The organism is Streptomyces sp. AHA2 (assembly GCF_036857595.1).
In the GTDB taxonomy this organism is placed as follows: Bacteria; Actinomycetota; Actinomycetes; order Streptomycetales; family Streptomycetaceae; genus Streptomyces.
Window position 1 is genome coordinate 284267 of record NZ_JAUQWJ010000006.1, and the last position, 22856, is coordinate 307122.

General features: G+C 71.1%; 25 protein-coding genes, 1 tRNA gene and 1 pseudogene. 9 read left to right on the forward strand and 18 right to left on the reverse strand.

Annotated elements, in window-relative coordinates:
• Positions 1-165 precede the first annotated feature (165 nt).
• Positions 166-345 (forward strand): hypothetical protein, encoded by a 180-nt coding sequence (locus tag Q5694_RS15710; protein ID WP_443040881.1) that lies wholly within the window; start codon positions 166-168, stop codon positions 343-345.
• A 19-nt stretch (positions 346-364) separates the two neighbouring features.
• Positions 365-448 (forward strand) — tRNA-Leu (locus tag Q5694_RS15715).
• A 49-nt stretch (positions 449-497) separates the two neighbouring features.
• On the opposite strand, the gene rdgB is transcribed toward Q5694_RS15715, so the two are convergent.
• The 4 genes from rdgB to Q5694_RS15735 form a co-directional block, all read right to left on the reverse strand.
• Positions 498-1100, reverse strand: coding sequence for an RdgB/HAM1 family non-canonical purine NTP pyrophosphatase (gene rdgB, locus Q5694_RS15720; RefSeq protein ID WP_333933574.1), 603 nt, complete (start codon positions 1098-1100; stop codon positions 498-500).
• Positions 1101-1233: 133 nt separating this feature from the next.
• Positions 1234-1632: a hypothetical protein gene (locus Q5694_RS15725; RefSeq protein ID WP_333933576.1), complete on the reverse strand. Its 399-nt coding sequence runs from the start codon at positions 1630-1632 to the stop codon at positions 1234-1236.
• 143 nt (positions 1633-1775) lie between these two features.
• A complete protein-coding gene (gene rph, locus Q5694_RS15730; protein WP_333933577.1) occupies positions 1776-2513 on the reverse strand; it encodes a ribonuclease PH in 738 nt (245 codons plus the stop codon).
• A gap of 102 nt (positions 2514-2615) precedes the next feature.
• Entirely contained in the window at positions 2616-2849 is a 234-nt protein-coding gene (locus Q5694_RS15735) for a PTS glucose/sucrose transporter subunit IIB (protein WP_279552360.1), read from the reverse strand.
• 176 nt (positions 2850-3025) lie between these two features.
• Between Q5694_RS15735 and Q5694_RS15740 the strand changes: the two genes are divergently transcribed.
• Positions 3026-4339, forward strand: a complete 1314-nt coding sequence (locus Q5694_RS15740; protein ID WP_333933695.1) for a PTS transporter subunit EIIC — start codon at positions 3026-3028, stop codon at positions 4337-4339.
• A 176-nt stretch (positions 4340-4515) separates the two neighbouring features.
• Positions 4516-5778 (forward strand): PTS transporter subunit EIIC, encoded by a 1263-nt coding sequence (locus Q5694_RS15745; RefSeq protein WP_333933578.1) that lies wholly within the window; start codon positions 4516-4518, stop codon positions 5776-5778.
• A gap of 66 nt (positions 5779-5844) precedes the next feature.
• Here Q5694_RS15745 and Q5694_RS15750 read toward each other — a convergent pair whose 3' ends face one another.
• Positions 5845-6597, reverse strand: a complete 753-nt coding sequence (locus Q5694_RS15750; RefSeq protein WP_333933579.1) for an MBL fold metallo-hydrolase — start codon at positions 6595-6597, stop codon at positions 5845-5847.
• 211 nt (positions 6598-6808) lie between these two features.
• Between Q5694_RS15750 and Q5694_RS15755 the strand changes: the two genes are divergently transcribed.
• Complete coding sequence (locus Q5694_RS15755) at positions 6809-7258, forward strand: type II toxin-antitoxin system PemK/MazF family toxin (protein WP_333933580.1); 450 nt, start codon at positions 6809-6811, stop codon at positions 7256-7258.
• Between the two features lie 51 nt (positions 7259-7309).
• Here the strand turns inward: Q5694_RS15755 and Q5694_RS15760 are convergent, their stop codons facing one another.
• The 7 genes from Q5694_RS15760 to clpS form a co-directional block, all read right to left on the reverse strand.
• On the reverse strand, positions 7310-8260 hold the full coding sequence (locus Q5694_RS15760; protein WP_333933581.1) for a PLP-dependent cysteine synthase family protein: 951 nt from the start codon (positions 8258-8260) through the stop codon (positions 7310-7312).
• 6 nt (positions 8261-8266) lie between these two features.
• Positions 8267-8545 (reverse strand): MoaD/ThiS family protein, encoded by a 279-nt coding sequence (locus tag Q5694_RS15765; protein WP_333933582.1) that lies wholly within the window; start codon positions 8543-8545, stop codon positions 8267-8269.
• A 121-nt stretch (positions 8546-8666) separates the two neighbouring features.
• Positions 8667-8762: a putative leader peptide gene (locus Q5694_RS15770; RefSeq protein ID WP_311688247.1), complete on the reverse strand. Its 96-nt coding sequence runs from the start codon at positions 8760-8762 to the stop codon at positions 8667-8669.
• Positions 8763-8861: 99 nt separating this feature from the next.
• The gene (locus Q5694_RS15775; protein ID WP_333933585.1) at positions 8862-9284 is read right to left on the reverse strand and encodes a M67 family metallopeptidase; all 423 of its coding nucleotides are present in this window, start codon (positions 9282-9284) and stop codon (positions 8862-8864) included.
• 133 nt (positions 9285-9417) lie between these two features.
• Positions 9418-10842, reverse strand: a complete 1425-nt coding sequence (locus Q5694_RS15780; protein WP_333933586.1) for an amino acid permease — start codon at positions 10840-10842, stop codon at positions 9418-9420.
• Between the two features lie 364 nt (positions 10843-11206).
• Positions 11207-11815, reverse strand: coding sequence for a DUF2017 domain-containing protein (locus tag Q5694_RS15785; RefSeq protein ID WP_333933587.1), 609 nt, complete (start codon positions 11813-11815; stop codon positions 11207-11209).
• A gap of 32 nt (positions 11816-11847) precedes the next feature.
• Positions 11848-12165 carry an ATP-dependent Clp protease adapter ClpS gene (gene clpS / locus Q5694_RS15790; RefSeq protein ID WP_333933588.1) on the reverse strand — a complete coding sequence of 106 codons (318 nt, stop codon included), beginning with the start codon at positions 12163-12165 and terminating at the stop codon, positions 11848-11850.
• A 107-nt stretch (positions 12166-12272) separates the two neighbouring features.
• Between clpS and Q5694_RS15795 the strand changes: the two genes are divergently transcribed.
• Together Q5694_RS15795 and Q5694_RS15800 are read left to right on the forward strand one after the other, a co-directional pair.
• The gene (locus Q5694_RS15795; protein ID WP_333933589.1) at positions 12273-13622 is read left to right on the forward strand and encodes a nicotinate phosphoribosyltransferase; all 1350 of its coding nucleotides are present in this window, start codon (positions 12273-12275) and stop codon (positions 13620-13622) included.
• A 111-nt stretch (positions 13623-13733) separates the two neighbouring features.
• Positions 13734-14324, forward strand: a complete 591-nt coding sequence (locus Q5694_RS15800) for a nicotinamidase (RefSeq protein ID WP_333933590.1) — start codon at positions 13734-13736, stop codon at positions 14322-14324.
• Between the two features lie 13 nt (positions 14325-14337).
• Here the strand turns inward: Q5694_RS15800 and Q5694_RS15805 are convergent, their stop codons facing one another.
• Together Q5694_RS15805 and Q5694_RS15810 are read right to left on the reverse strand one after the other, a co-directional pair.
• Positions 14338-14682 (reverse strand): hypothetical protein, encoded by a 345-nt coding sequence (locus Q5694_RS15805; protein ID WP_333933591.1) that lies wholly within the window; start codon positions 14680-14682, stop codon positions 14338-14340.
• 122 nt (positions 14683-14804) lie between these two features.
• Positions 14805-17159: an immune inhibitor A domain-containing protein gene (locus tag Q5694_RS15810; protein ID WP_333933592.1), complete on the reverse strand. Its 2355-nt coding sequence runs from the start codon at positions 17157-17159 to the stop codon at positions 14805-14807.
• A 413-nt stretch (positions 17160-17572) separates the two neighbouring features.
• On the opposite strand from Q5694_RS15810, the gene Q5694_RS15815 reads away from it, so the two are divergent.
• Entirely contained in the window at positions 17573-17848 is a 276-nt protein-coding gene (locus Q5694_RS15815) for a hypothetical protein (RefSeq protein WP_333933593.1), read from the forward strand.
• Positions 17849-17864: 16 nt separating this feature from the next.
• On the opposite strand, the gene Q5694_RS15820 is transcribed toward Q5694_RS15815, so the two are convergent.
• The 3 genes and pseudogenes from Q5694_RS15820 to Q5694_RS34825 all read right to left on the reverse strand — a co-directional run.
• Positions 17865-18614, reverse strand: a complete 750-nt coding sequence (locus Q5694_RS15820) for an RDD family protein (protein ID WP_333933594.1) — start codon at positions 18612-18614, stop codon at positions 17865-17867.
• Between the two features lie 118 nt (positions 18615-18732).
• Positions 18733-20604 carry an RDD family protein gene (locus Q5694_RS15825; protein ID WP_443040890.1) on the reverse strand — a complete coding sequence of 624 codons (1872 nt, stop codon included), beginning with the start codon at positions 20602-20604 and terminating at the stop codon, positions 18733-18735.
• A gap of 12 nt (positions 20605-20616) precedes the next feature.
• Positions 20617-20709 (reverse strand): annotated as a pseudogene (locus Q5694_RS34825) (DUF2510 domain-containing protein); the annotation flags it as partial.
• Positions 20710-20952: 243 nt separating this feature from the next.
• Between Q5694_RS34825 and Q5694_RS15830 the strand changes: the two are divergent.
• Positions 20953-21363 (forward strand): SsgA family sporulation/cell division regulator, encoded by a 411-nt coding sequence (locus Q5694_RS15830; RefSeq protein ID WP_333933596.1) that lies wholly within the window; start codon positions 20953-20955, stop codon positions 21361-21363.
• Between the two features lie 59 nt (positions 21364-21422).
• Here the strand turns inward: Q5694_RS15830 and Q5694_RS15835 are convergent, their stop codons facing one another.
• Positions 21423-22829, reverse strand: coding sequence for an FAD-binding oxidoreductase (locus Q5694_RS15835; RefSeq protein WP_333933597.1), 1407 nt, complete (start codon positions 22827-22829; stop codon positions 21423-21425).
• Positions 22830-22856 lie beyond the last annotated feature (27 nt).

Here is a 22856-nt window from a genome sequence, read left to right on the forward strand (position 1 = left end):
CTGCCGGAGGCGCTGGGAAAGCTGGGGGTGGACTGGAAAGCCGTGGCGTCCGCGCACGCCCGAAGCCTCGCTCGTCGAGCAGCCGCCCGAGCGCGCCCTGCGTGTGCCGGGTGACCGCCCGGGAAGGGCGATGGCGGCCTGCGGAGTGGAGGAGCGCTGCGCGCTGTGCGGCACCGGACCGGTCTGGCGGGTCGTCCGCTTCCCCTGGGGGTGGACCACGTCGACGGCCGCTGGCAGGACAACCGCATCGACAACCTGCGCCTGCTCTGCCCCAACTGCCGTGCGGTGGCGAGCACCTGGTGCAGGGGTGGCGGCAGGTATTCCCCCCAGTCCCGCTCCGGGTGACCGGTACCATGACCTGGATGCGGCCGTGGCGGAATTGGCCTACGCGCAGCACTTAGGATGCTGTGGGAGAAATCCCTTGAGGGTTCGAGTCCCTCCGGCCGCACAGCTTCGGATCGATGGCCCGCCCGGTGCAGACCGGGCGGGCCTCGTCGTCAGCCCACCAGCTCCCGCACCACCGGTGCCAGTGCCCGGAACGCCTTCCCCCGGTGGCTGATCGCGTTCTTCTCCTGGGGGGTCAGTTCCGCGCAGGTGCGGGTCTCGCCGTCCGGCTGGAGGATCGGGTCGTAGCCGAAGCCGCCCGAGCCCGCCGGTTCGTGGCGGAGCACGCCGCGCAGCTGGCCCTCGACCACCCGCTCCGTGCCGTCGGGCAGGGCCAGGGCGGCCGCGCAGGCGAAGTGCGCCCGGCGGTGCTCGTCGGCGATGTCCGACAGCTGCGCGAGGAGCAGGTCGAGGTTGGCCTTGTCGTCGCCGTGACGGCCGGACCAGCGGGCGGAGAAGATGCCGGGGGCGCCGTTGAGGACGTCGACGCACAGGCCCGAGTCGTCGGCGACGGCCGGCAGGCCGGTGGCCCGGGCCAGGGCGTGGGCCTTGAGCAGGGCGTTCTCGGCGAAGGTGACGCCGGTTTCCTTGACGTCGGGGACGTCGGGGTAGGCGTCGGCGCCGACGAGTTCGTGGGGCAGTCCTGCTTCGGCGAGGATCGCGCGAAGTTCGGTGATCTTTCCGGCGTTGCGGGTGGCGAGGATCAGGCGACTCATGGCCCCAGTATCGCCGGGGCGGGATCGTGCCCCGGCGGGGGCGGGGGCTACCGCGCGATCGGCGCCCCAGGCACCCGCACGCGCCACCGGCGGACACCCGGCGCACGGGCAGCCCGGTCCGGCCCGCGCAGCGTTACGGCGTGCAGACCTTGGTGAGTTCGCCGGCCGCGTCCGTCACGGGGCTGATGTCGGGTGTCTCGTCGCCGTTCTCGATCGAGGTGCGGACGTTGTCGAGGGCCTTGTCCAGGTCGTCCACGGCCTTGCCGACGTCGGCGTTGTCGGTCCTGTCGCCGATCTCGCCGAGGTTCTTGTCGATGGAGTCGAGGGACTCGTCGAGCTGCGTCGGGTCGTTGGCGGCGCTGTCGACGGCCTGCTGGAGTTCCGTGACGCTGTCGGCGATCGCGTCGGCGGTCTGGACGCAGTCCAGTGCCTTGTCGACGGCGGCGCAGCCGGTGGTGAGTCCGGCGGTCAGCGCGACGGCCGCCAGGGTGGCGGCGACGGCTGCGGTGCGGCGTCGGCGGCTCGCGGCCATGGAACGGTCCCTCTCGTTCGACGGGCCGCTCGGGGCCCGGTGGCTGGCCGGGCACACAGGGATGAGCCGTGCGCCCGTATTCCTTCAGACGCGAGTGTGCTCGGCGCGGTTGCCCGGGCCGAGCACCGTTCTTGGCGCGTCCTTTACTTTTCGAGGAGCGTGTCGAGCGCGGTGCGCTGGTGCGCGGCGAGTTCGGTGCAGCCGGCGACGGCGAGGTCGAGGAGGGCGTTGAGTTCCTCGCGGGCGAAGGGTTCGGCTTCGGCGGTTCCCTGGACCTCGACGAAGCGGCCGTCGCCGGTGCAGACGACGTTCATGTCGGTGTCGGCCTTGACGTCCTCCTCGTAGCAGAGGTCGAGGAGGGGGACGCCGCCGACGATGCCGACGGAGACGGCGGAGACGGTGCCGGTGAGGGGCTGGCGGCCGGCCTTGACGAGCTTCTTGCGCTGGGCCCAGGCGATCGCGTCGGCGAGGGCGACGTAGGCGCCGGTGATGGCGGCGGTGCGGGTGCCGCCGTCGGCCTGGAGGACGTCGCAGTCGAGGACGATGGTGTTCTCGCCGAGGGCCTTGTAGTCGATGACGGCGCGCAGGGAGCGGCCGATGAGGCGGCTGATCTCGTGGGTGCGGCCGCCGATCTTGCCCCGGACGGATTCGCGGTCGCCGCGGGTGTTGGTGGCGCGGGGCAGCATGGAGTATTCGGCGGTGACCCAGCCTTCGCCGCTGCCCTTGCGCCAGCGCGGGACGCCTTCGGTGACGGAGGCGGTGCAGAAGACCTTGGTGTCGCCGAAGGAGACGAGGACGGAGCCTTCGGCGTGCTTGCTCCAGCCGCGCTCGATGGTGATGGGGCGGAGCTGCTGGGGGGTGCGGCCGTCGATTCGAGACATGCGGCCGAGCCTATCGGCAGGAGCGGAAGAGGCCCCTCCCGCGGTGGGAGGGGCCTCTTCGTCGCGGACGTCGGGCCGCCGCAGGGGGGCGGTGCCCGTGCGTCACATCATGTCTTCGATCTCCGCCGCGATGGGGTCGGCGTCGGTGCCGATGACGACCTGGATGGCGCTGCCCATCTTGACGACGCCGTGGGCGCCGGCGGCCTTCAGGGCGGTCTCGTCGACCTTGGCGGGGTCCACGACCTCGGTGCGCAGGCGCGTGATGCAGCCTTCGACTTCCTCGATGTTGTCGATGCCGCCGAGCCCGGCAACGATCTTCTCAGCCTTGCTGGCCATCTTCGTTCTCCCTGATCCGAACCGCTTTGTCGCAGTAACCCACAGTTGGCCCATCTTCGCGAGCGGTCGTGTCGTACGTGCCGAAGGATGGCGTCACGTCTGCGCGACCGTCCGTTCGACTGGTCTACACCACGAGTGTGTCTGACGACAAAAGTCTCTCGGCGAAGGGGAGCGGAATGAGTGCCGACAGCCCGGCCGCGCCGCAGGCGGCCGTCAGCCCCGGGCGTGCTCGCTGGAACCGGTTGTTCCAGGGGTTGCAGAAGATGGGCCGGAGTCTGCAGCTGCCGATCGCGGTGCTGCCGGCGGCGGGCATCCTCAACCGGCTGGGGCAGCCGGACGTGTTCGGGGACGACGGGCTGGGCTGGACGAACGCCTCGAAGGTGATGGTGGGGGCGGGCGGGGCGCTGCTGGACAGCACACTGGGGCTGCCGCTGCTGTTCTGTGTGGGTGTCGCGATCGGGATGGCGAAGAAGTCGGACGGTTCGACGGCGCTGGCGGCGGTGGCCGGGTTCCTCGTGTACTTCATGGTGCTGCGGCAGTTCCCGGAGGACTGTCCGGAAGGGTCGGTCGCGGTGCCGAACGTCGGGTGCCAGGTGACCGACGGGGACCGGGAGGTGACGGCGTTCGCGTTCCAGAATCCGGGGGTGTTCGGCGGGATCGTCATGGGCTTGCTGACGGCGTTCTTCTGGGCGCGTTTCCACCGGACGCGGCTGGTGGACTGGCTGGGGTTCTTCAACGGGCGGCGGCTGGTGCCGATCATCATGGCGTTCGTCGCGATCGCGTTCGCGGCGCTGTGCCTGTGGGTGTGGCCGCCGATCGGTGACGCGCTGGAGAGCTTCAGCGACTGGATGAGCGGTCTGGGGGCCTGGGGCGCGGGCGTGTTCGGGGTGGCGAACCGGGCGTTGCTGGTGGTGGGTCTGCACCAGTTCCTGAACGTGCCCATCTGGTTCCAGTTCGGTTCGTTCACGAGGCCGGACGGGACGGTGGTGCACGGTGACATCAACATGTTCCTGGCGGGCGACCCGGACGCGGGCCAGTTCACCTCGGGCTTCTTCCCGATCATGATGTTCGCGCTGCCGGCGGCGGCTCTGGCGATCACGCACTGCGCGCGGCCTTCCCGGCGCAAGGAGGTCGGGGGTCTGATGCTGTCGGTGGCGCTGACGTCGTTCGTCACGGGCATCACGGAGCCGATCGAGTACTCGTTCCTGTTCATCGCGCCGGCGCTGTACGCGGTGCACGCGCTGCTGACGGGTGTGTCGATGGCGGTGACGTGGGGGCTGGGCGTGCACGACGGGTTCAGCTTCTCGGCGGGGCTGATCGACTACGTCATCAACTGGAATCTGGCCACGCGGCCGTGGCTGATCATCCCGATCGGGCTGGGCTTCGCACTCGTCTATTACGCGATCTTCCGGTTCGCGATCACGAAGTTCGACCTGAAGACTCCGGGGCGGGAGCCCGAGGAGGACGTGGAGGACAGCGCCAAGGCGTGATCCCCGCGGCGGACGGAATTGGCGGGTTCCACTCGTTCGGCCTACCGTGCTACAACTGGTCTACACCACTCACTGGTGGAGGTCGCGCGGTGGAGACCGCGTTCCCCTTTCTTTGAGACGCCGCCGTCCCCCTTCGCATGCTTCCTGGGCGGCGCCGTGCCCCCTGGAGGAAGTTCATGTCCACAGACACAGCCGCGCCCGCGAGCCCGAGCAAGGGCTCGGCCGTGATGGCCGTCATGCAGCGCATCGGCCGCAGCCTCATGCTGCCGGTCGCCGTGCTGCCCGCCGCCGCCCTGCTGGTCCGGCTCGGCAACACCGACATGCTCGGGCGCGAGTCGTTCCCGGCCTTCATCACGAAGATCGCCGGTTTCATGGCGGCCGGCGGCAACGCGATCCTCGACAACATGGCGCTGCTGTTCGCCGTGGGCATCGCGATCGGCTTCGCCAAGAAGTCGGACGGCTCCACCGCCCTGGCGGCCGTGGTCGGTTACCTGGTCTTCAAGAACGTGCTGGCCACGTTCACCGACGGCAGCCTGCCCAAGAAGGAAGCCATCGTCGACGGCAAGATCGTCATGGTCGAGCAGGCGGTCGACGCCAAGGTCCTCGGCGGTGTGGTGATGGGCCTCGTCGTCGCCCTGCTCTACCAGCGCTTCTACCGCACCAAGCTGCCCGACTGGGCCGGCTTCTTCGGCGGCCGCCGCCTGGTGCCGATCCTGTCCGCCTTCGCGGGCCTGATCATCGGCATCGTCTTCGGTTACATCTGGCCGGTCCTCGGCACGGGCCTGCACAACTTCGGTGAGTGGCTGGTCGGTTCCGGCGCCGTCGGCGCGGGCATCTTCGGTGTCGCCAACCGTGCGCTGATCCCGATCGGCATGCACCACCTGCTGAACTCCTTCCCCTGGTTCCAGGCCGGCACCTACGAGGGCAAGAGCGGCGACATCGCCCGCTTCCTCGCCGGCGACCCGACCGCCGGGCAGTTCATGACCGGCTTCTTCCCGATCATGATGTTCGCCCTCCCGGCCGCCTGCCTCGCCATCGTGCACTGCGCGCGGCCCGAGCGCCGCAAGGTCGTCGGCGGCATGATGTTCTCCCTCGCCCTGACCTCGTTCGTCACGGGCGTCACCGAGCCGATCGAGTTCACCTTCATGTTCATCGCCCCGGTGCTGTACGCGATCCACGCGGTGCTCACCGGTGTCTCAATGGCGCTGACCTGGGCGCTCGGGATGAAGGACGGCTTCGGCTTCTCGGCCGGCGCGGTGGACTTCTTCCTCAACCTGGGCATCGCGACCAACCCGTGGGGGCTGGCCCTGGTCGGCCTGTGCTTCGCGGCGGTCTACTACGTGGTCTTCCGCTTCGCGATCACCAAGTTCAACCTGCCGACGCCCGGCCGGGAGTCCGACGAGGAACTCGCCGAGCTGCAGAAGGCGGAGGCGAAGTAGACCCGCTGACGGCGAAAGGCCCCGGAACCCGCTCGGGTTCCGGGGCCTTTCCCGTGCGTCCAGCCCTCAGATCTCGTACGTCTGCCCGGGCGCGGCGAGGCTCACCGGGCCGTCGTACACCTCGCGGGCGTCGGCGAGGTTGACCTGGGGGTCCGTCCACGGCGGGACGTGGGTGAGAACCAGGCGGCGGGCGGCGGCCCGGGCCGCCGTCTCACCCGCCTCGCGGCCGTTGAGATGCAGGTCGGGGATGTTCTCCTTGCCGTGCGTGAACGCCGCCTCGCACAGGAACAGGTCGCTGTCCCGGGCCAGTTCGTCCAGAGCGGGACTCACGCCGGTGTCGCCGGAGTACGTCAGGACCCGGCCCTCGTGCTCGACGCGGATGCCGTACGCCTCCACGGGGTGGGCCACCCGCTCGGTGTGGACCGTGAAGGGGCCGATCTCGAACGTGGACGGCTTGACCGTGTGGAAGTCGAAGACCTCGCTCATCGAGGAGGCGGAGGGGGTGTCCGCGTAGGCGGTGGTCAGCCGGTGCTCCGTGCCTTCGGGGCCGAAGACGGGCAGCGGATCGCAGCGGCCGCCGTCGTGGCGGTAGTAGCGCGCGACGAAGTACGCGCACATGTCGATGCAGTGGTCGGCGTGCAGGTGGCTGAGGAAGATCGCGTCGAGGTCGTAGAGACCGCAGTGGCGCTGCAGCTCGCCCAGGGCACCGTTGCCCATGTCGAGAAGCAGCCGGAAGCCGTCGGCCTCGACGAGGTAGCTCGAGCAGGCCGATTCCGCGGACGGGAACGACCCCGAGCAGCCGACGACGGTGAGCTTCATGAAGCAGAAACCTCCGCTGGCGGGACGATTCGGTGAGGGGCGTCGGGGGTCGTGCGGTCCGTCGAGCGTAAGGCGCGAAACCTCCGGCAGCTCCTCCGCCAAGGCCTGTTGTGGGCGAACTCACCTGTGCTGTCACCGGTTCGGCTGGCAGGGCCGGAGTGATCCTGGTGAGGGGGGCGCGCGACAGGGATGGCGCCGGTAACGTCTCAGTATGGACACGTCCTGGTGGCTGGCGCTCGCCGCGGTCCTCCTGCTCGCGCTCGTCGCCACGCTCGTCGACGGCTGGGGGCGCAGCCGGCGTCCGCCGAAGCGGCGGGACCGCACGACGGGACCGGGCAGGGCGCCGGCGTACCGGCCCCGGCCGGCGGAGATCTGGTGGGCCGAGGTGCCCTACGAGGACGAGCCGCGCAGCAAGGACCGGCCCTGCCTGGTGCTGACGGTGCGCGGCGAGCGGGCCACGGTCGCGAAGATCACCACGCGCTCCGGGGACGAGCGCGCCGGGGTGATACCGCTGCCGCCCGGCTCGGTCGGCGACGCCCGGGGCCGGGCGAGTTTCCTGGAGACGGGCGAGCTGCGCGAGGTGCCGGTGCGCCGTTTCCGCCGCCGGGTCGGAGTGGTGGACCCGGCGCTGTGGGACCGGGTGCGCCACCTGGCTAAGTGAGCGGGCGAAGGGCCGGAGCCGCTGATGGCTCCGGCCCTTGTCACTGCCGGGCTACGCCCAGAGCTGGCCCTGGAGGGTGTCGATGGCCTCTTCGGTGGTGGCCGCGGTGTAGACGCCCGTCGAGAGGTACTTCCAGCCGCCGTCGGCGACGACGAAGACGATGTCGGCGGGGCCGCCGGCCTTGACGGCCTTCCTTCCGACGCCGATCGCGGCGTGCAGCGCGGCGCCGGTGGAGACCCCGGCGAAGATGCCCTCCTGCTGGAGCAGCTCCCGGGTGCGGGTGACCGCGTCGGCGGAACCGACGGAGAAGCGGCTGGTGAGGACGGACTCGTCGTACAGCTCGGGGACGAAGCCCTCGTCGAGGTTGCGCAGGCCGTAGACCAGGTCGTCGTAGCGGGGTTCGGCGGCGATGATCTGGACGTCCGGCTTGTGCTCGCGCAGGTAGCGGCCGACGCCCATGAGGGTGCCGGTGGTGCCCAGTCCGGCGACGAAGTGGGTGACGGACGGCAGGTCGGTGAGGATCTCCGGGCCGGTCGTGGCGTAGTGGGCGCCGGCGTTGTCCGGGTTGCCGTACTGGTAGAGCATCACCCAGTCGGGGTGCTCGGCCGACAGCTCCTTGGCGACGCGCACGGCGGTGTTGGAGCCGCCAGCGGCCGGGGAGGAGATGATCTCCGCCCCCCACATGCCCAGCAGGTCCCGGCGTTCCTGCGAGGTGTTCTCCGGCATCACGCACACGATGCGGTAGCCCTTGAGCTTCGCCGCCATGGCCAGGGAGATGCCGGTGTTGCCCGACGTCGGTTCGAGGATGGTGCAGCCCGGGGTCAGGCGGCCGTCCTTCTCCGCCTGCTCGATCATGTGCAGGGCGGGGCGGTCCTTGACCGACCCGGTCGGGTTGCGGTCCTCCAGCTTCGCCCAGATGCGGACGTCGGCGGACGGCGACAGCCGCGGCAGGCGCACCAGGGGGGTGTTGCCGACCGCGGCCAGGGGGGAGTCGTAGCGCATGGTCGATCAGGCCATACCGCCGGCCACGGCCGGCAGGATCGTGACGTTGTCGCCGTCCGACAGCTTGGTGTTGATGCCGTCGAGGAAGCGGACGTCCTCGTCGTTGAGGTAGACGTTGACGAAGCGGCGCAGCTGGTCGCCGTCCACGATGCGGGCCTGGATGCCCGCATGCCGGGTCTCGAGGTCGTTGAACAGCTCGGCGAGGGTGTCCCCGGTGCCCTCCACCGCCTTCTGGCCGTCGGTGTAGGTGCGGAGGATGGTCGGGATGCGGACCTCGATGGCCATGGCCTGGGGCTCCTGTCGGAAGGTGTCGTCGGGTGGTGGCGCGCGGCGGCGCGGGGGGTGCGTGGTCGTACGCGGGCGGAGCGGTTCGCCGCGGCTCACGGCCGTACGGCGGCAGGGTGCGTCAACAGATGGCGCTGGCGAGCCTGCACAGGTCGACGTGCAGCCGCGCCACGAGCAGATCGCCCGGCGTCTTTTCGCTCACGTCGTGGAAAACCATGGGCTCATCGTATCGATTCCCGGACCGGCCCCCGGAGTGTGATCCCACACTTCGGACGTTGTTCATCCACCTGTCGAGATGCGTGCGCGGAGGCCGAGTTCAGTACGCCTCGACCACACGGACCTCCTCCTCGGTGACCTCGCCCTCGACGATGCGGAAGGAGCGGAACTGGAACTCGCCGGCCCCGTCGGTGTCGGCGGTGGAGACCAGGACGTAGTGGGCGCCGGGCTCGTTGGCGTAGGAGATGTCGGTGCGCGAGGGGTAGGCCTCGGTGGCGGTGTGGGAGTGGTAGATCACCACCGGCTCCTCGTCGCGGTCGTCCATGTCGCGGTAGAGCCTGAGCAGATCGCCGGAGTCGAACTCGTAGAACGTGGGCGACATGGCGGCGTTCAGCATGGGGATGAAGCGCTCCGGGCGGTCGGAGCCGGCCGGTCCGGCGACGACGCCGCACGCCTCGTCGGGGTGGTCCTTGCGCGCGTGGGCGACGATCTGGTCGACGAGGGCCTGGGTGATGGTCAGCATGCGGGCAAGGATAAGCAGAGGGGCCGTTCCGTACCGAGGGTTGGTACGGAACGGCCCACATGCCGGACACCCTGAGCGGCGGCCGCAGGGAGTGCCACGAGTACTCCCTGCGGCGGGCGTCCTGCCGGGTTGGTCAGCCGACCTGCTCGAACTCCGGGTCGCGGCGCTCGGTGATCTGCGGGTTGCGGCTCTTGAGGACGGCCCAGCCGATGCCGAGGGCGACGGCCCAGCCGGCCGCGACGTACAGGCAGACCCGGGCGTCCTTGTCGTAGGCGATCATGCAGGTCACGCCGATGAGGAAGAGCAGCGCGACCCAGCTGAACAGGGCTCCGCCGGGGGCCGGGAAGGACGAGGCGCGCAGCCGGCCCGCGTCGACCGCGGCGCGGTAGCGGATGTGGCTGATCAGGATCATCATCCAGGTCCAGATGCCCGCCGCGGTGGCGACGGAGGTGACGTAGAGGAACGCCTTCTCCGGGACGACGTAGTTCAGCACGACGCCGATGCCCATGAGGGCCACGGAGACGGTGATGCCGACGGCGGGCGTCTTGCGGGCGTTGAGCTTGCCGAAGGCCTGCGGGGCCTCGCTGTTGGCGGCCAGGTCGCGCAGCATGCGGCCGGTGGAGTACATGCCGGAGTTGCAGGACGACAGGGCGGCGGTGAGCACGACGAAGTTGACGATGCCCGCGGCGAGCGGGATGCCGATCTTGCCGAAGGCGTGCACGAAGGGGCTCTCGCCCGCGGAGAACTCGGTCCACTTCACGACGGACAGGATGACCAGCAGGGCGCCGACGTAGAAGACGATGATGCGCCAGGGCAGGGTGTTGATGGCCTTGGGCAGGGTCTTCTCGGGGTTCTCGGACTCGCCCGCGGTGACGCCGACGAGTTCGACGGCGAGGTAGGCGAACATGACGCCCTGGAGGGTCATCAGGCTGGAGCCGATGCCGTTGGGGAAGAAACCGTCGTGCGACCAGAGGTTGGAGACGGCGGCGGTGTCACCGGCGTCGGAGAAGCCGAGGGTGAGCACGCCGAGGCCGATGACGATCATGCCGATGATGGCCGTGACCTTGATCATCGAGAACCAGAACTCGACCTCGCCGAAGATCTTCACCGAGATCAGGTTGACGCCGAAGAGCACCACCAGGAACACCAGGGCGCTGACCCACTGCGGGATCTCCGGGAACCAGAAGTGGATGTAGATGGCGGCGGCCGTGAGCTCGGCCATGCCGGTGACCACCCACATGAGCCAGTACGTCCAGCCCGTGACGAACCCGAAGAACGGGCCGAGGAACTCGCGCGCGTACTCGGCGAAGGAGCCGGAGACGGGCCGGTAGAGGAGCAGTTCGCCCAGGGCCCGCATGATGAAGAAGATCACGACGCCCGCGAGGGCGTACATGAGGATGATGCTGGGTCCCGCCTTGGCGATGTTCGCTCCGGCACCCATGAACAGGCCGACGCCGATGGCGCCGCCGATCGCGATCATCTGGACCTGGCGACTGCCGAGTCCCCGCTCGTACCCCTCTTCGGGCACGTTTTCCGTGTCGACCTGCGCAGAGGTCATGTGTGGTGCGCCTTTCTCCATGCCGACCCGGGCCTCTCGTCGGCCTCGGATCGGGTCTCGATCCCCCCGGAATGATGGAGTTGAGCGAGCCCGCGAGCCCGCTCGTGCCTGGCCGGCGGTCGCCGGCTCGGTGGCGCACCCGGCCGAACATTCGGGTGGTGCTCGCCGGGCGGTCGTGAAGATTTATCACGCCCGCAACACTGATCACAGGGGGGCGATGTGGCGCACTGCACAGGGAGAACCGGACAAAGAGCACCCGATAGGGCCATAGAGGGCGGCTGCGGTGACGGGATCGTTATCCGGATTTGAGTGTCCTCTGAGCGAACACCGGGGCGTCACCCGGCCGTCACCGAATCCGCACGAATCAGGGCATCAGCGTCCCGACCAGCGTTTCCTGCAGTCCGCCCAGCCACAGATAGGCCATCACCATGGGCTTGCGCGGGTCCTCGTCGGGGAGGCGGAAGAGGAGGTCGCTGTCCTCCTCGTCGGTGATCTCCAGGCGGGAGCCGATCGCCAGCCGCAGGTCGTTCAGGGCGCCCAGCCACTGCTGCGACTCCTGCCGGGACAGCTTCAGCACCGTCCCGCCCTCGCCGGCCGAGGCGGAGGACAGCGCGTCCAGCGAGCGCACCACGGCGAGGGCGTTGTCCCGCTTGCCGGCGCGCAGGTCGTTCTCGGTGTAGCGGCGGAACTCGGCGGAGTGGGCGCGCTGCTCCTCGGCGTCGCGCGGCGAGGCGGGCTGCTCGGGGTCGCCGTAGGCGTCCGGGAACAGGCGCCTGAGCACCGGGTCGGAGGGCGGCTCGCTCGGGCCCTCGGCGAACAGCCCGGCCAGCGGGTCGCCGGAGGCGTCCTCGGCCGGGCCGGGGCCGATCAGCTCCAGGAGCTGGACGGCCAGGGACCGGATGATGGAGATCTCGACGTCGTCGAGGGCGACGGCCGCGCCGCCGCCGGGGAGCGGTTCGAAGGTTCCGGGCATGAACGCCTTTTCGCTGCTGGGCGGGGTGCCGCCTACTTGCGGTCCTGCTGGAGGGTGGCCCACAGGCCGTAGCCGTGCATGGCCTGCACGTCGCGTTCCATCTCCTCGCGGGTGCCGCTGGAGACGACCGCCCGGCCCTTGTGGTGGACGTCGAGCATGAGCTTGGTGGCCTTGTCCTTGGAGTAGCCGAAGTACGTCTGGAACACGTACGTCACGTAGCTCATGAGGTTGACCGGGTCGTTGTGGACGATCGTGACCCACGGGAGGTCCGGCTCGGGTACGGCGAAGACCTCCTCCGCCGACTCGGTGCGTTCGATCTCCAGGGGCGCGGGTGACGTCACACCGCCCATGCTGCCACCCGAGGGGGGTCATCGCACAAACGGGCCTGGCCGCAAGGCGATCGGGTCCCCGGACCCCGCAATCGTCAGATTGACGAAATGGGGGTACGCTCCTTCCCATGAACACAGCGGACCTTGGGCTGCCGGTGGATGTTCCGTCGACGGCGCTCTTCACGGACCAGTACGAGCTGACGATGCTGCGCGCCGCCCTCGCGGCGGGCACGGCCGAGCGGCGCAGCGTGTTCGAGGTCTTCACCCGGCGGCTGCCGGACGGCCGCCGCTACGGCGTCGTGGCGGGCACCGGACGGGTGCTGGACGCGGTGGAGAACTTCCGCTTCGAGCCGGCCGTCCTCGCCTTCCTGCGCGAGCGGGAGATCGTCGACGAGCGGACCCTGGACTGGCTGGCCGGCTACCGCTTCAGCGGGGACATCTGGGGCTACCCGGAGGGCGAGGTGTACTTCCCGGGCTCGCCGATCATGCGGGTGGAGGGCACCTTCGCCGAGTGCGTGCTGCTGGAGACGGTGATCCTGTCGATCCTCAACCACGACTCGGCGATCGCCGCGGCGGCCTCGCGGATGTCGGCCGCCGCGGGCGACAGGCCCCTGATCGAGATGGGCGCCCGGCGCACCCACGAGCTGGCCGCGGTGGCCGCCTCCCGGGCCGCCTACGTCGGCGGCTTCGCCACCACCTCCGACCTGGCCGCGGGTTTCCGCTACGGCATCCCCACCGTCGGCACCTCCGCGCACGCCTTCACCCTGCTGCACGACAGCGAGCGGGACGCCTTCCGCGCCCAGGTGGACACCCTGGGCCGGGGCACGACGCTGCTGGTGGACACCTACGACGTCGCCGAGGCGGTCCGTACGGCCGTGGAGGTCGCCGGCACCGGTCTCGGCGCGGTGCGCATCGACTCCGGCGACCTGCTCCTCGTGGCGCACCGGGTGCGCCGCCAGCTCGACGAGCTGGGCGCGACCGGCACGAAGATCGTCGTCACCTCGGACCTGGACGAGTACGCCATCGCCTCGCTGGCGGCGGCGCCGGTGGACGCCTACGGCGTGGGCACGCAGCTGGTGACCGGCTCCGGTCATCCGACGTCCTCGATGGTCTACAAGCTGGTGGCCCGGGCCGGGTCCGACGACCCGAAGGCCCCGCTGGTGCCGGTGGCGAAGAAGTCCAGCGGCGGCAAGGCGTCGGTGGGCGGGCGCAAGTGGGCCGCGCGCCGGCTGGACGCCCACGGGGTCGCGGAGGCCGAGGTGGTCGGCACCGGGCCGGTGCCGGGCGCGCTGGTGGACCGGCAGCTGCTGGTGGAGCTGGTCAAGGGCGGCGAGGTCGTGGCGCGCGAGCCGCTGGACGCGGCGCGGGAGCGGCACATGACGGCGCGCGCCGGTCTGCCGATGTCGGCCACGCAGCTCTCGCGCGGGGAGCCCGTCCTTCCCACGGAGTACGTGCACGGCGCCTCGGGTAGCCAATAGCGGTGTGCCGTGACGCGCCGACCCGTCCCCCTCCCGTCCTCCCGTCCCCGCCTCTAGGCTCGGTCGTCCACCGGCCGGGCCCGCCGACCTCATAGCCGAAGGATGCCGACCATGCGCCGCGCCTTGATCGTCGTAGACGTGCAGAACGACTTCTGCGAGGGGGGCAGCCTCGCGGTGTCCGGCGGTGCCGACGTGGCCGCCGCCATCACCGAGCTGGTCGGGCAGGCGGCCGGCACCGGCTACCGGCACGTCGTGGCCACCCGGGACCACCACATCGCCCCGGGCGGGCACTTCTCCGCCAGCCCCGACTACGCCCACTCCTGGCCCGCGCACTGCGTGGCCGGCACGGAGGGCGTGGGCTTCCACCCGAACTTCGCCCCGGCGGTCGCCTCGGGTTCGGTCGACGCCGTGTTCGACAAGGGGGCCTACTCGGCGGCCTACAGCGGCTTCGAGGGCACCGACGAGAACGGCACCTCGCTGGCCGACTGGCTCCGCTCGCGCGAGATCACCGAGGTCGACGTGGTCGGCATCGCCACGGACCACTGCGTACGGGCCACGGCCCTGGACGCCGCCCGCGAGGGCTTCCGCACCCAGGTGCTGCTGGACCTGACGGCCGGGGTGGCGCAGGAGACCACGGACCGCGCCCTGGAGGAACTGCGCGAGGCGGGCGTGGAGCTGTCGGGCAAGCCGGTGGTGCAGTAGCCGCGGACGCGGCTCAGGTCTGGGCCGTCGGGCGCCGCAGCAGGGACCGGATCGGGCGCCACAGCTCCTGGACCAGGTCCGGGCCGGTCGCGACACCGTTGTCGGGGGCCGTGCGCCATATGAGGCCGTCGGGGTGGTGCAGGACCGCGGTGATCTCGTCCGGCGTGGGCGGGGCGGCGTTGCCGCGCAGGTAGACCGACCGCAGACCGAGGTTGCGGAGCCTGGTCAGGGCCCGCGCGCGGTTCACGGAGTGGACGAGGACGCGGACGGCGCCGGGGCCGTCGGCGGCGGGGCTGGGCAGGTTCAGCGCCACCACCACCGTGCCGTTCGGCAGCTTGCAGAAGCCTCCTGCGGCCATGCGGTCATCCCCCCGTGTCGGTCGGTGTCAATAAGAGAGCCACAGGACGCACCTAAACACGGATCGGCGGTGACCCGCCAGTGGGTCACCGCCGATCATGTTCTGACCTGCAAGGATGCGGATTACCTACCCGCGGGGCCGACCTCCAGCTCGATGGTCGAGCCGTTCTTGGCCTCCTTGAGGATCTTGATCTTCGTGTTGGTGTCAGTGATCTTGACGCCCGCGGTCGGGTTCGACTCGTCGTAGTAGTCGTTCGTGCGGTCGTTGAAGACCGAGACGCCCTTAGAGCCCGGGATGTACTTCGCCACGTCCGCCTTGTGCAGCGTCATGCCGTCGGTGCGGTAGAGGCTGAACGGCGAGTCGTAGGACTGGATGCGGTTGCGCATCAGCGTGCCGTCGGCCCACTTCAGCGCGTCCGGGTGCGAGTCGACCGGCAGGACCAGGCCGGTGCCCTTGTGCTGGCTGGTGTTGTTGTCCGCCTGGGAGGTGTCCCACTTCCAGATCAGCAGGCCGTTCTGGTACGCGTAGTGCTCCACCCAGTCCGGACGCGCCGTGAAGCCGAAGTTGTACGGACCGGTCTTCAGCGTCTTGTCGTACGACACGTACTGCCGGTTCTCGGCGATGTAGTACTGCGCGTAGTCCTTGGTGAAGGACGCGCCGATCCGGGAGAAGCCGGTGGCCTTCCACGCGGCGTCCGCGCTCTCGGCGTTGTCGGAGAAGACCGGCGTGCCGTCGGCGGTCACCGTGATCGAGTCGGCCGCGAAGCCCTTCTGGGCCACGCCGCCGTCGGTCTGGTAGCGGAAGCGCAGGTCGATCTTCTTGCCGGCGTAGGCGTCCAGCGAGAACGCGAGCTTCTTGTAGCCGTCGACCGTGCCGGTCAGGGCCGGTTTGTCGCTGCCGTCGCGCGGGATCGGCTGGCCGTCCACCGTGCCGTCGAGGGCGGTCCAGTTGGCGCCGCCGTCGGTCGAGACCTCGGTGTAGAGGTAGTCGTAGTTGGCCTCGATGTCGTACCAGCCGTCGAGGGTCAGCTGCGCCGTGGACTTGCCGGTGAGGTCGACCGAACGCGTCAGGCTGTTCTTGAGGTTGTCGCCGCTGCCGCTCCACCACTGCGTCCTGCCCTCGGCGGGCGGGACGATCTCGGTGGTGACCGCCTTCTTGGGCAGGTCGACGACCAGGGCCTGCTTGTGCTTGGTGTTGTACTCCGCCACGCCCAGCTTGTGCCAGGAGTTGACACCCGCCTTGGCCCGGTCGTAGTTGAGCCAGCCGAGCTGCAGCTTGTCCCAGGCGGTCATGTCGCCGGGCAGGTCGCCGATCTCGTTCTTGCCGGTGCCCAGCCAGGAGCCGGACGACATCAGCGTCCAGAAGCCGGTGGAGTTCTCGCCGCCCGCGGTGTCGTAGTGGTCCGGCAGACCGAGGTCGTGGCCGTACTCGTGGGCGTAGACGCCGAGTCCGCCGTTCTCCGGCTGGACGGTGTAGTCGCCGACCCAGATGCCGGTGTCGCCGATCTTCGCGCCGCCGAGCTTGTTGTTCTCCGGGCCGGTGGCGCCGGCGTCGGTGCCGAAGGCGTACCAGCGGTGCGCCCAGATCGCGTCGGTGCCCTGGGCGCCGCCGCCCGCGGACTCGTCCTCGCCCGCGTGCACGATCTGGAAGTGGTCGATGTAGCCGTCGGGCTCGTTGAAGTCGCCGTCGCCGTCGAAGTCGTAGCGGTCCCACTCGTCGAACCGCGCGACGTCCGCCTTGATCTGGGCGTCGGTGCGGCCGGCCGCCTTCTGCTGGGCGACCCAGGCGTTCAGACCGTCGCTGACGACGTTCCACACGCTGGAGCAGTTGGTGTCGCCGCAGGCGTTGTTGCCGTAACGGGCCTCGTTGTAGGGCACCTTGACCCAGTCGGAGACCTCACCCTCGACCGAGTAGCGGCCCGAGGACTGCTTCTCGTAGTACGTCTTGACCGAGTCGACGCCCTTGCCGGACCCGAAGTACAGGTCCTGGAAGTACTCCCGGTCGTAGTCGGCGCGCCACGCCGTGGAGTTGTCCTTCTTGCGGTCGGGCTTGGGGATCGTGTTGTGCAGCGGTCCCGGGGTGCCGCCGTAGCGGCTGTCGATCTTGTCGCCGAACTCGACCAGGATCGTGAAGATCTTGTCGGTCTTCTCGCGGCCGAGCTCGACGTACTTGCTGTCGCCCTTCTTGCTCTTGAGCTGGACGACCTTGGAACCCTCGCGGTTCTTGACCTTGGCCTCGCCGGATATGACCTGTTCGAGGGCTTCCTGCCGCTGCGCCTCCTGGGTCTTGCTCAGAGGGCCTTCGAGGTCGTGCTCGTCGTGGTGGCGGTCCGCCGGGTCGTGCCGGTCCACGGTGGTGGACCGGGGCGCGGAGGCGTCGTCGGCCACCGCGTACGTCGAGGCGGTGACGGTGGCGGTGGCCGCCGCGAGCGCCACTGAGATGGCGGCCGCTCTGAACGTCCAGGGTCTACTGGTCACTTGATTTCCTCCCCCGCGTTCGCGCGTGCGGAAGGGAAGGGGGTACGTGCGGTCCGCAAGCGCGCGTGATCAACGCGTGTAGTCAAGTGACGACATTTGACTAGAGGTTCACCGGAAAAGACAGACCTTGACTTGGACAAGTCAAGTGCACTATGCGGAGTCGACGTTCGTTTTACGGACAACCGAACGGTTGTCGCCCGCCTCCCGGGCCGGGCCCGCGGGCGCGTGCCCCCGTCCGCTCCGTGGACGTCATGACTCCGTGCGCCCCCCGTGCACCGCCCATGTTGAAGAGGTCACGCTTACCGCGCGTTCCCCTCGGGCACGCTGCGGGAGAGAATGTCGGTCGGCAGACGCCCGGAAGCCGGCGGAATGCCAGGACGACACCCCCGTGGACCCCCACTTACGAGGACATGATGGCCATGCCCCGTCCGACTGCCGCACAGCTCGCCTACGGTGCGTGCACCGTGATCTTCTCGACCCTCGCCATGCTGCTGCTGTCGCAGACGAGTTCGGGTGTGTGGATCGCCGTCATCGCCGTCGCGGCCCTGGCCCTGGGGCTGCTGGTCGCCATGACCGTGCCGCTGCCCCGGCGGCGCGCGGCCGCCGTGGAGCAGCCCGCGCCGCGGGAGCCCGTACGGGCGTCGAGGGCCGCGCGGGCCCAGGAGCCGGTGCGCGAGCGGGCGGCCTGACCGGCCTTCCGCGACCTCACTTGGTGCTGACCACGACCGTCTTGGCCGCCTTGTCGTGCAGGCCCTGCTTGTAGGGCCGGTCGAAGAAGCTCCAGCCGCCGGAGATCGCGGTCCACACGCAGGCGCAGCAGAAGGCGAACGGGATCCACAGCACCGCCGCGCGCGCCAGCGCGCTCTGCACGGAGGGCGTGGCGCCGTTGTTCAGGTCGGCCACGCGCAGGTGCAGCAGCTTCTTGCCGAGGGTCTGGCCGGTCCGGGCCGTCATGAGGGTGTCGTAGGCGATGTACAGGACGGCGGCGACCACCGACTGCCAGAAGGACTTGCCGACTTCGATGCGGTCGCTGTCCACGTCGTACTCGCTGACGCCGGCGCCCCAGGTGAGCAGCCAGACGACGACACCGACCAGGATCATGTCGATGATGCGGGCGAGCGTGCGCTTGCCGCTGTCGGCGAGCGGGGGCATGCCGGCGAGGGGGTCGGCGGGACGGCCGCCGTAGGGGTCACCGCCGTAGGGGCCGCCGCCCGGAGGAGGGCCGCCGTAGGGACCGCCGCCGCCCGGAGGGCCGCCGTAGGGGCCGCCTCCTGCGTCGTACGGGCCACCGGTGCCGCCTCCAGGGCTTCCCGGGCCGCCCGGGTAGGACGGCGGGGGGTCGCTGCCGTAGGGCGAGCCCGTCCCCCCACCGGGCTGCTCGCCCGGGGGGCGCTTCCTGAACGGGTCGTCTTCCGGGGGCTGCTGACCGGAGCCGGGAGGCGGTTCACTGCTCATGGCCCGAGTCGACCGCGAACACCCGCGCTCCGCATCCGGCAGACGGCCGTCCGGAGTACGTGATCACCCGCCCCGGCGGGAGCGGGTCTGCCGCCGGGCACCGCCGGGCACCGTCGCCTCAGCCCGCCACGAAGGTGTGGGCGGCCTTGTCGTGCCAGCACTGGCGCCAGGGCCGGTCGAACAGGCACCAGGCGATCCCGACGACGCCGACCACCAGGAGCCCGGGCACGCTGTAGACCAGCCAGCGCCGCAGGGCCGCGCCGAACTCCGGTGCCTCGTGGCCCTCGATGTCCCGCACCTCCAGGCCCATCAGCTTCTTGCCCAGTGTGCGGCCCCACCTGGCCGTGGGCAGCACCTCGGAGACGACGCCGACGAGCAGCAGGACGGCCAGGATGATGCCGAGGTACACCGAGGTGGTGCCGTCGAGCAGCCAGACCGTGACGGTCTCGCCGGAGAGCCTGGCGGCGTCGATCTTCTCGGTGACGTGGTCGACGGCCTTCGTGCCGAGCGGGACGGCGGCGACCGCGGTGACACCGGTGAGGACGAGGGTGTCCAGCAGCCGGGCGGCCAGCCGCTTGCCGAGTCCCGCGGGACGGGCCGAGGCCTGGCGCCGGGCGGCCGCCTGGAAGACGTCCTCGACCGGGGGTTTCCAGGGGGCGACGGGCTGCTCGTCCACGCCACCGGCGAGCCGGTGCACCTGCTGCGCCCAGGACGACTGGCCGCCGCCGGGGCCCGGGCTGAGCGGGGCGGCGCCGCCGGACGGGGTGCCGGGTCCAGGGGACTGCGGCGGCACGGTGGGGCCCGCCTGCGGGCCGGACACGGCTGTGGGAGCGGCGGGGGCGTGCATCCCGGCCTGCGCGGCGGCGGCCCGGGCGGCAGCGGCCTTCCCGGCGGCGAAACCGGGCCCGTCTCCGGCCCCGCCGGGCCCCGCGGGGACAGCGCCGCCGACCGCCCCGGCGTTGGCGCCGGGCGCCGGAACACCGCCCTGCGCGCCGAAGGCGGGACCGGGCCGGCCACCCGTCCCTGCGGGGGCGGCGGCACCGCCCTGCGCGCCGAAAGCCGCCGCGGGCGAGGTGCCGGCCTGTCCCGGCGAACCGGCGCCCCCTGCGCCTGCCCGGCCGCCGGCCCCCGCGGCACCGCCGCGGTCGCGGAAGGCGGGACCTGACGGGGCGCCGGCCGGCCCTGCGGAGGCGCCACCGGCCGCACCGGGCTCACCGCCGGAACCGGGAGCGCCACCCTGCCCGCCGAAGGGGGGTCCCGACAGGCCGCCCGGCCCCGCGGGAGCAGCGCCGCCCTCGCCGCCGCCCGGCCCCGCGGGACCGCCCTGCGCGCCGAAGGCAGGGCCTGACGGGGCTTCCGGCGGTGCCGTCGGGGAGGACGGCGCACCGGACGTCGTGCCCGGCGAGGCGTTCGGGGCCTGGGCGGCGGAAGCCGCTCCTCGGGGCGGGACCGCGCGGAACGTCATCGTGCCCTCGTCGGGCGCGTCGGCGGCGGTCGGTGCGCCCGGCTTGCCCGCCGGGCGGCGGAAGACGAACGTGCCGTCACCGCCGGCGTTGCGGCCCTGGGCGGACACCGTGCCGTCGGCCGGGGCGGAGGTACCGCCCGCGGAACCGCTGTCGGCCGGCGCCGTCCTCGGATCGCCCTCCGGTCGCACGGCCGGACCCTGCTGCTCCGCGCCCTGCGCGCCCCCGGCCCCGTGCGGAGCCCCACCCTGCCCCGTGCCCTGCGCGCCCTGCGGTGCCCCCCATGACACCCTGCGGTCCTGCTCGCCTCCGAAGCCGGACTGGCGGGCGCGGTCCGCGCCCCAGGCCGAGGCCGGCTCGGGACGGCTGCCGTGCTGCGCGTCGGCGGGGGACGGCCGGTCGACCGGGTCCTCGTCGAAGAAGTGCGGGCCGGTCTCCTCGACCGACGCGACGGGAGCCGCCCCGGCACCGGGCGGCGGCGCGAGCGGCTCGCCGTCCTTCGGCGCCGGCCGGCTGGTGCCCGGCACCCAGGACGCTCCGTTCCAGTACCGGACGTACCCAGGAATGGACGGGTCCGGGTAATACCCTTCGCGGGGCCTGTCGTCACCGGGGGCCGGGGTTGGGGCGCTCATGTCCGTCGTCCCGTATCTGCTCGGGGGTCAAATGGGGGCCTCCACATCTATCAGACCGGCGCGATGCCCAGGGCCGCTCCCACCGGACCCGCCCCTTTCGAGCACCGATGTGCTAGGCAATGCGTCACCCCGGCGGATCCCCTGCGAAAAAACTTCCGCAACCCGCGTAATGCCGCGGCCCCTTCCCGCTCTGCACAGGGTGAACGGCCCTCGCGGCCGGCCGTCAGCGGAAGGGAACACGTCATGCACAGCGTGGTGGAGCGCGAACTCGAACTGAACCTCGTCCTGTCGCCGGAACACCGGATCGCCGTTCCGGCCCGGCTCGGCTACCTCACCGGCGACCCCTACGCCGTCCACGTCACCTTCCACGTCGACCGGGAGCAGCCCGTGCACTGGACGTTCGCCCGGGACCTGCTGGTGGAGGGCGTGTTCCGGCCCTGCGGCCAGGGGGACGTGCGGGTGTGGCCCACGAAGGCCCAGGGACGCGACGTCGTGTTGATGGCGCTCAGTTCGCCCGACGGGGACGCCCTGCTGGAGGCCCCGGCGGCGCAGGTGTCGGCCTGGCTGGAGCGCACCCTGCGCGTGGTCCCGCCGGGGACGGAGTCCGAACGGCTCGGCCTCGACGACGAACTGACCGAACTGCTCGCGCAGTGAGGCCGGCGAGGCCGTCCGGCCCGCCCCCGGTCAGGGGGGTCCGACGCTTCTCGGAGGGGTCAGAACAGCTTGCCGGGGTTCAGGATGTTCAGCGGGTCGAAGGCCTGCTTGACGGCCCGCTGCATCTCCATGCCGACGGGGCCGATCTCGCGGGCGAGCCACCCCTTCTTCAGGACGCCGACGCCGTGCTCGCCGGTGATGGTGCCGCCGAGTTCCAGGCCGAGGGCCATGATCTCGTCGAAGGACTCGCGGGCCCGCCGGGACTCCTCGGGGTCGGCGGGGTCGAAGCAGACCGTCGGGTGGGTGTTGCCGTCGCCCGCGTGGGCGACGACACCGATGGTGAGGCCGTACTGCGCGGAGATCCGGTCGACCCCGGCGAGCATCTCGGCGAGCCGGGAGCGCGGCACGCACACGTCGTCGATCATCGTCACGCCCTTGACCGCCTCCAGCGCGGTGAGGGACAACCGGCGTGCCTGGAGCAGCAGTTCGGACTCGGCGGCGTCGTCGGCGGGAACGACCTGGGTGGCCCCGGCCGCCTCGCACAGCGCGGCGACGGCGGCCAGGTCGGCGGCCGGGTCGGTGGTGTCGAAGGCGGCCAGGAGCAGCGCCTCGGTGGCCTCGGGCAGGCCCATGTGCGCCAGGTCGTTGACGGCCTTGACCGTCGTGCGGTCCATGAGTTCGAGGAGTGACGGCACGTGGCCGCCCTCCATGATCCGGCACACGGCGTCGCAGGCGGCGGCGCCGGAGGCGAACTCGGCGGCCAGCACCAGCTGGGCGGGCGGCTTGGGCCGCAACCCGAGGACGGCCCGGACGACGATGCCGAGGGAACCCTCGGAGCCGACGAACAGACGGGTCAGGTCGTAGCCGGCGACGCCCTTGGCCGTGCGGCGGCCGGTGGACATCAGGCGGCCGTCGGCGAGGACGACGTCGAGGCCGAGGACGTACTCGGCGGTGACCCCGTACTTCACGCAGCACAGGCCGCCGGAGGCGGTGCCGATGTTGCCGCCGATGGTGCACATCTCCCAGCTGGAGGGGTCCGGCGGGTAGTACAGACCGTGTTCGCCGACGGCCCGGGACAGGGCCGCGTTGACGACTCCGGGTTCGACGACGGCGATGCGGTCGACCGGGCTGATCTCCAGGATCCGGTCCATCTTCGTCAGGGACAGCACGATGCAGCCCTCGGAGGCGTTGGCGGCGCCGGACAGACCGGTGCGGGCGCCCTGCGGAACGACGGGGACGCGCAGGGCGGTGGCGGTGCGCATCACGTGCTGGACCTCTTCGGCCGTGCGCGGCAGGACGACCACGGCCGGGGTGCCCGCCGGGCAGAAGCTCGCCATGTCGTGGGCGTAGGAGGCCGTGACGTCGGGGTCGGTGAGGACCGCCTCGGCGGGCAGGCCGCCGAGCAGCAGGTCGACGAGGTTGCCGGTCCGGTCGTCGCGAGGCGCTTCGATACGGCTCATGATCACAGGTTCGCACCCGGGGCCATCGGTGTG

Coding starts and splice junctions, on each gene's coding strand:
- Q5694_RS15800 (WP_333933590.1), top strand. CDS start 13,734: ATGCGCCGCGCCTTGATCGTCGTAGACGTGCAGAACGACTTCTGCGAG.
- rph (WP_333933577.1), bottom strand. CDS start 2,513: ATGTCTCGAATCGACGGCCGCACCCCCCAGCAGCTCCGCCCCATCACC.
- Q5694_RS15735 (WP_279552360.1), bottom strand. CDS start 2,849: ATGGCCAGCAAGGCTGAGAAGATCGTTGCCGGGCTCGGCGGCATCGAC.
- Q5694_RS15775 (WP_333933585.1), bottom strand. CDS start 9,284: ATGCTGACCATCACCCAGGCCCTCGTCGACCAGATCGTCGCCCACGCG.
- Q5694_RS15765 (WP_333933582.1), bottom strand. CDS start 8,545: ATGGCCATCGAGGTCCGCATCCCGACCATCCTCCGCACCTACACCGAC.
- Q5694_RS15725 (WP_333933576.1), bottom strand. CDS start 1,632: ATGGCCGCGAGCCGCCGACGCCGCACCGCAGCCGTCGCCGCCACCCTG.
- Q5694_RS15760 (WP_333933581.1), bottom strand. CDS start 8,260: ATGCGCTACGACTCCCCCCTGGCCGCGGTCGGCAACACCCCCCTGGTG.
- Q5694_RS15740 (WP_333933695.1), top strand. CDS start 3,026: ATGAGTGCCGACAGCCCGGCCGCGCCGCAGGCGGCCGTCAGCCCCGGG.
- Q5694_RS15785 (WP_333933587.1), bottom strand. CDS start 11,815: ATGCCCGGAACCTTCGAACCGCTCCCCGGCGGCGGCGCGGCCGTCGCC.
- Q5694_RS15805 (WP_333933591.1), bottom strand. CDS start 14,682: ATGGCCGCAGGAGGCTTCTGCAAGCTGCCGAACGGCACGGTGGTGGTG.
- clpS (WP_333933588.1), bottom strand. CDS start 12,165: ATGGGCGGTGTGACGTCACCCGCGCCCCTGGAGATCGAACGCACCGAG.
- Q5694_RS15750 (WP_333933579.1), bottom strand. CDS start 6,597: ATGAAGCTCACCGTCGTCGGCTGCTCGGGGTCGTTCCCGTCCGCGGAA.
- Q5694_RS15755 (WP_333933580.1), top strand. CDS start 6,809: ATGGACACGTCCTGGTGGCTGGCGCTCGCCGCGGTCCTCCTGCTCGCG.
- Q5694_RS15795 (WP_333933589.1), top strand. CDS start 12,273: ATGAACACAGCGGACCTTGGGCTGCCGGTGGATGTTCCGTCGACGGCG.
- Q5694_RS15820 (WP_333933594.1), bottom strand. CDS start 18,614: ATGAGCAGTGAACCGCCTCCCGGCTCCGGTCAGCAGCCCCCGGAAGAC.
- Q5694_RS15815 (WP_333933593.1), top strand. CDS start 17,573: ATGGCCATGCCCCGTCCGACTGCCGCACAGCTCGCCTACGGTGCGTGC.
- rdgB (WP_333933574.1), bottom strand. CDS start 1,100: ATGAGTCGCCTGATCCTCGCCACCCGCAACGCCGGAAAGATCACCGAA.
- Q5694_RS15830 (WP_333933596.1), top strand. CDS start 20,953: ATGCACAGCGTGGTGGAGCGCGAACTCGAACTGAACCTCGTCCTGTCG.
- Q5694_RS15780 (WP_333933586.1), bottom strand. CDS start 10,842: ATGACCTCTGCGCAGGTCGACACGGAAAACGTGCCCGAAGAGGGGTAC.
- Q5694_RS15745 (WP_333933578.1), top strand. CDS start 4,516: ATGTCCACAGACACAGCCGCGCCCGCGAGCCCGAGCAAGGGCTCGGCC.
- Q5694_RS15770 (WP_311688247.1), bottom strand. CDS start 8,762: ATGGTTTTCCACGACGTGAGCGAAAAGACGCCGGGCGATCTGCTCGTG.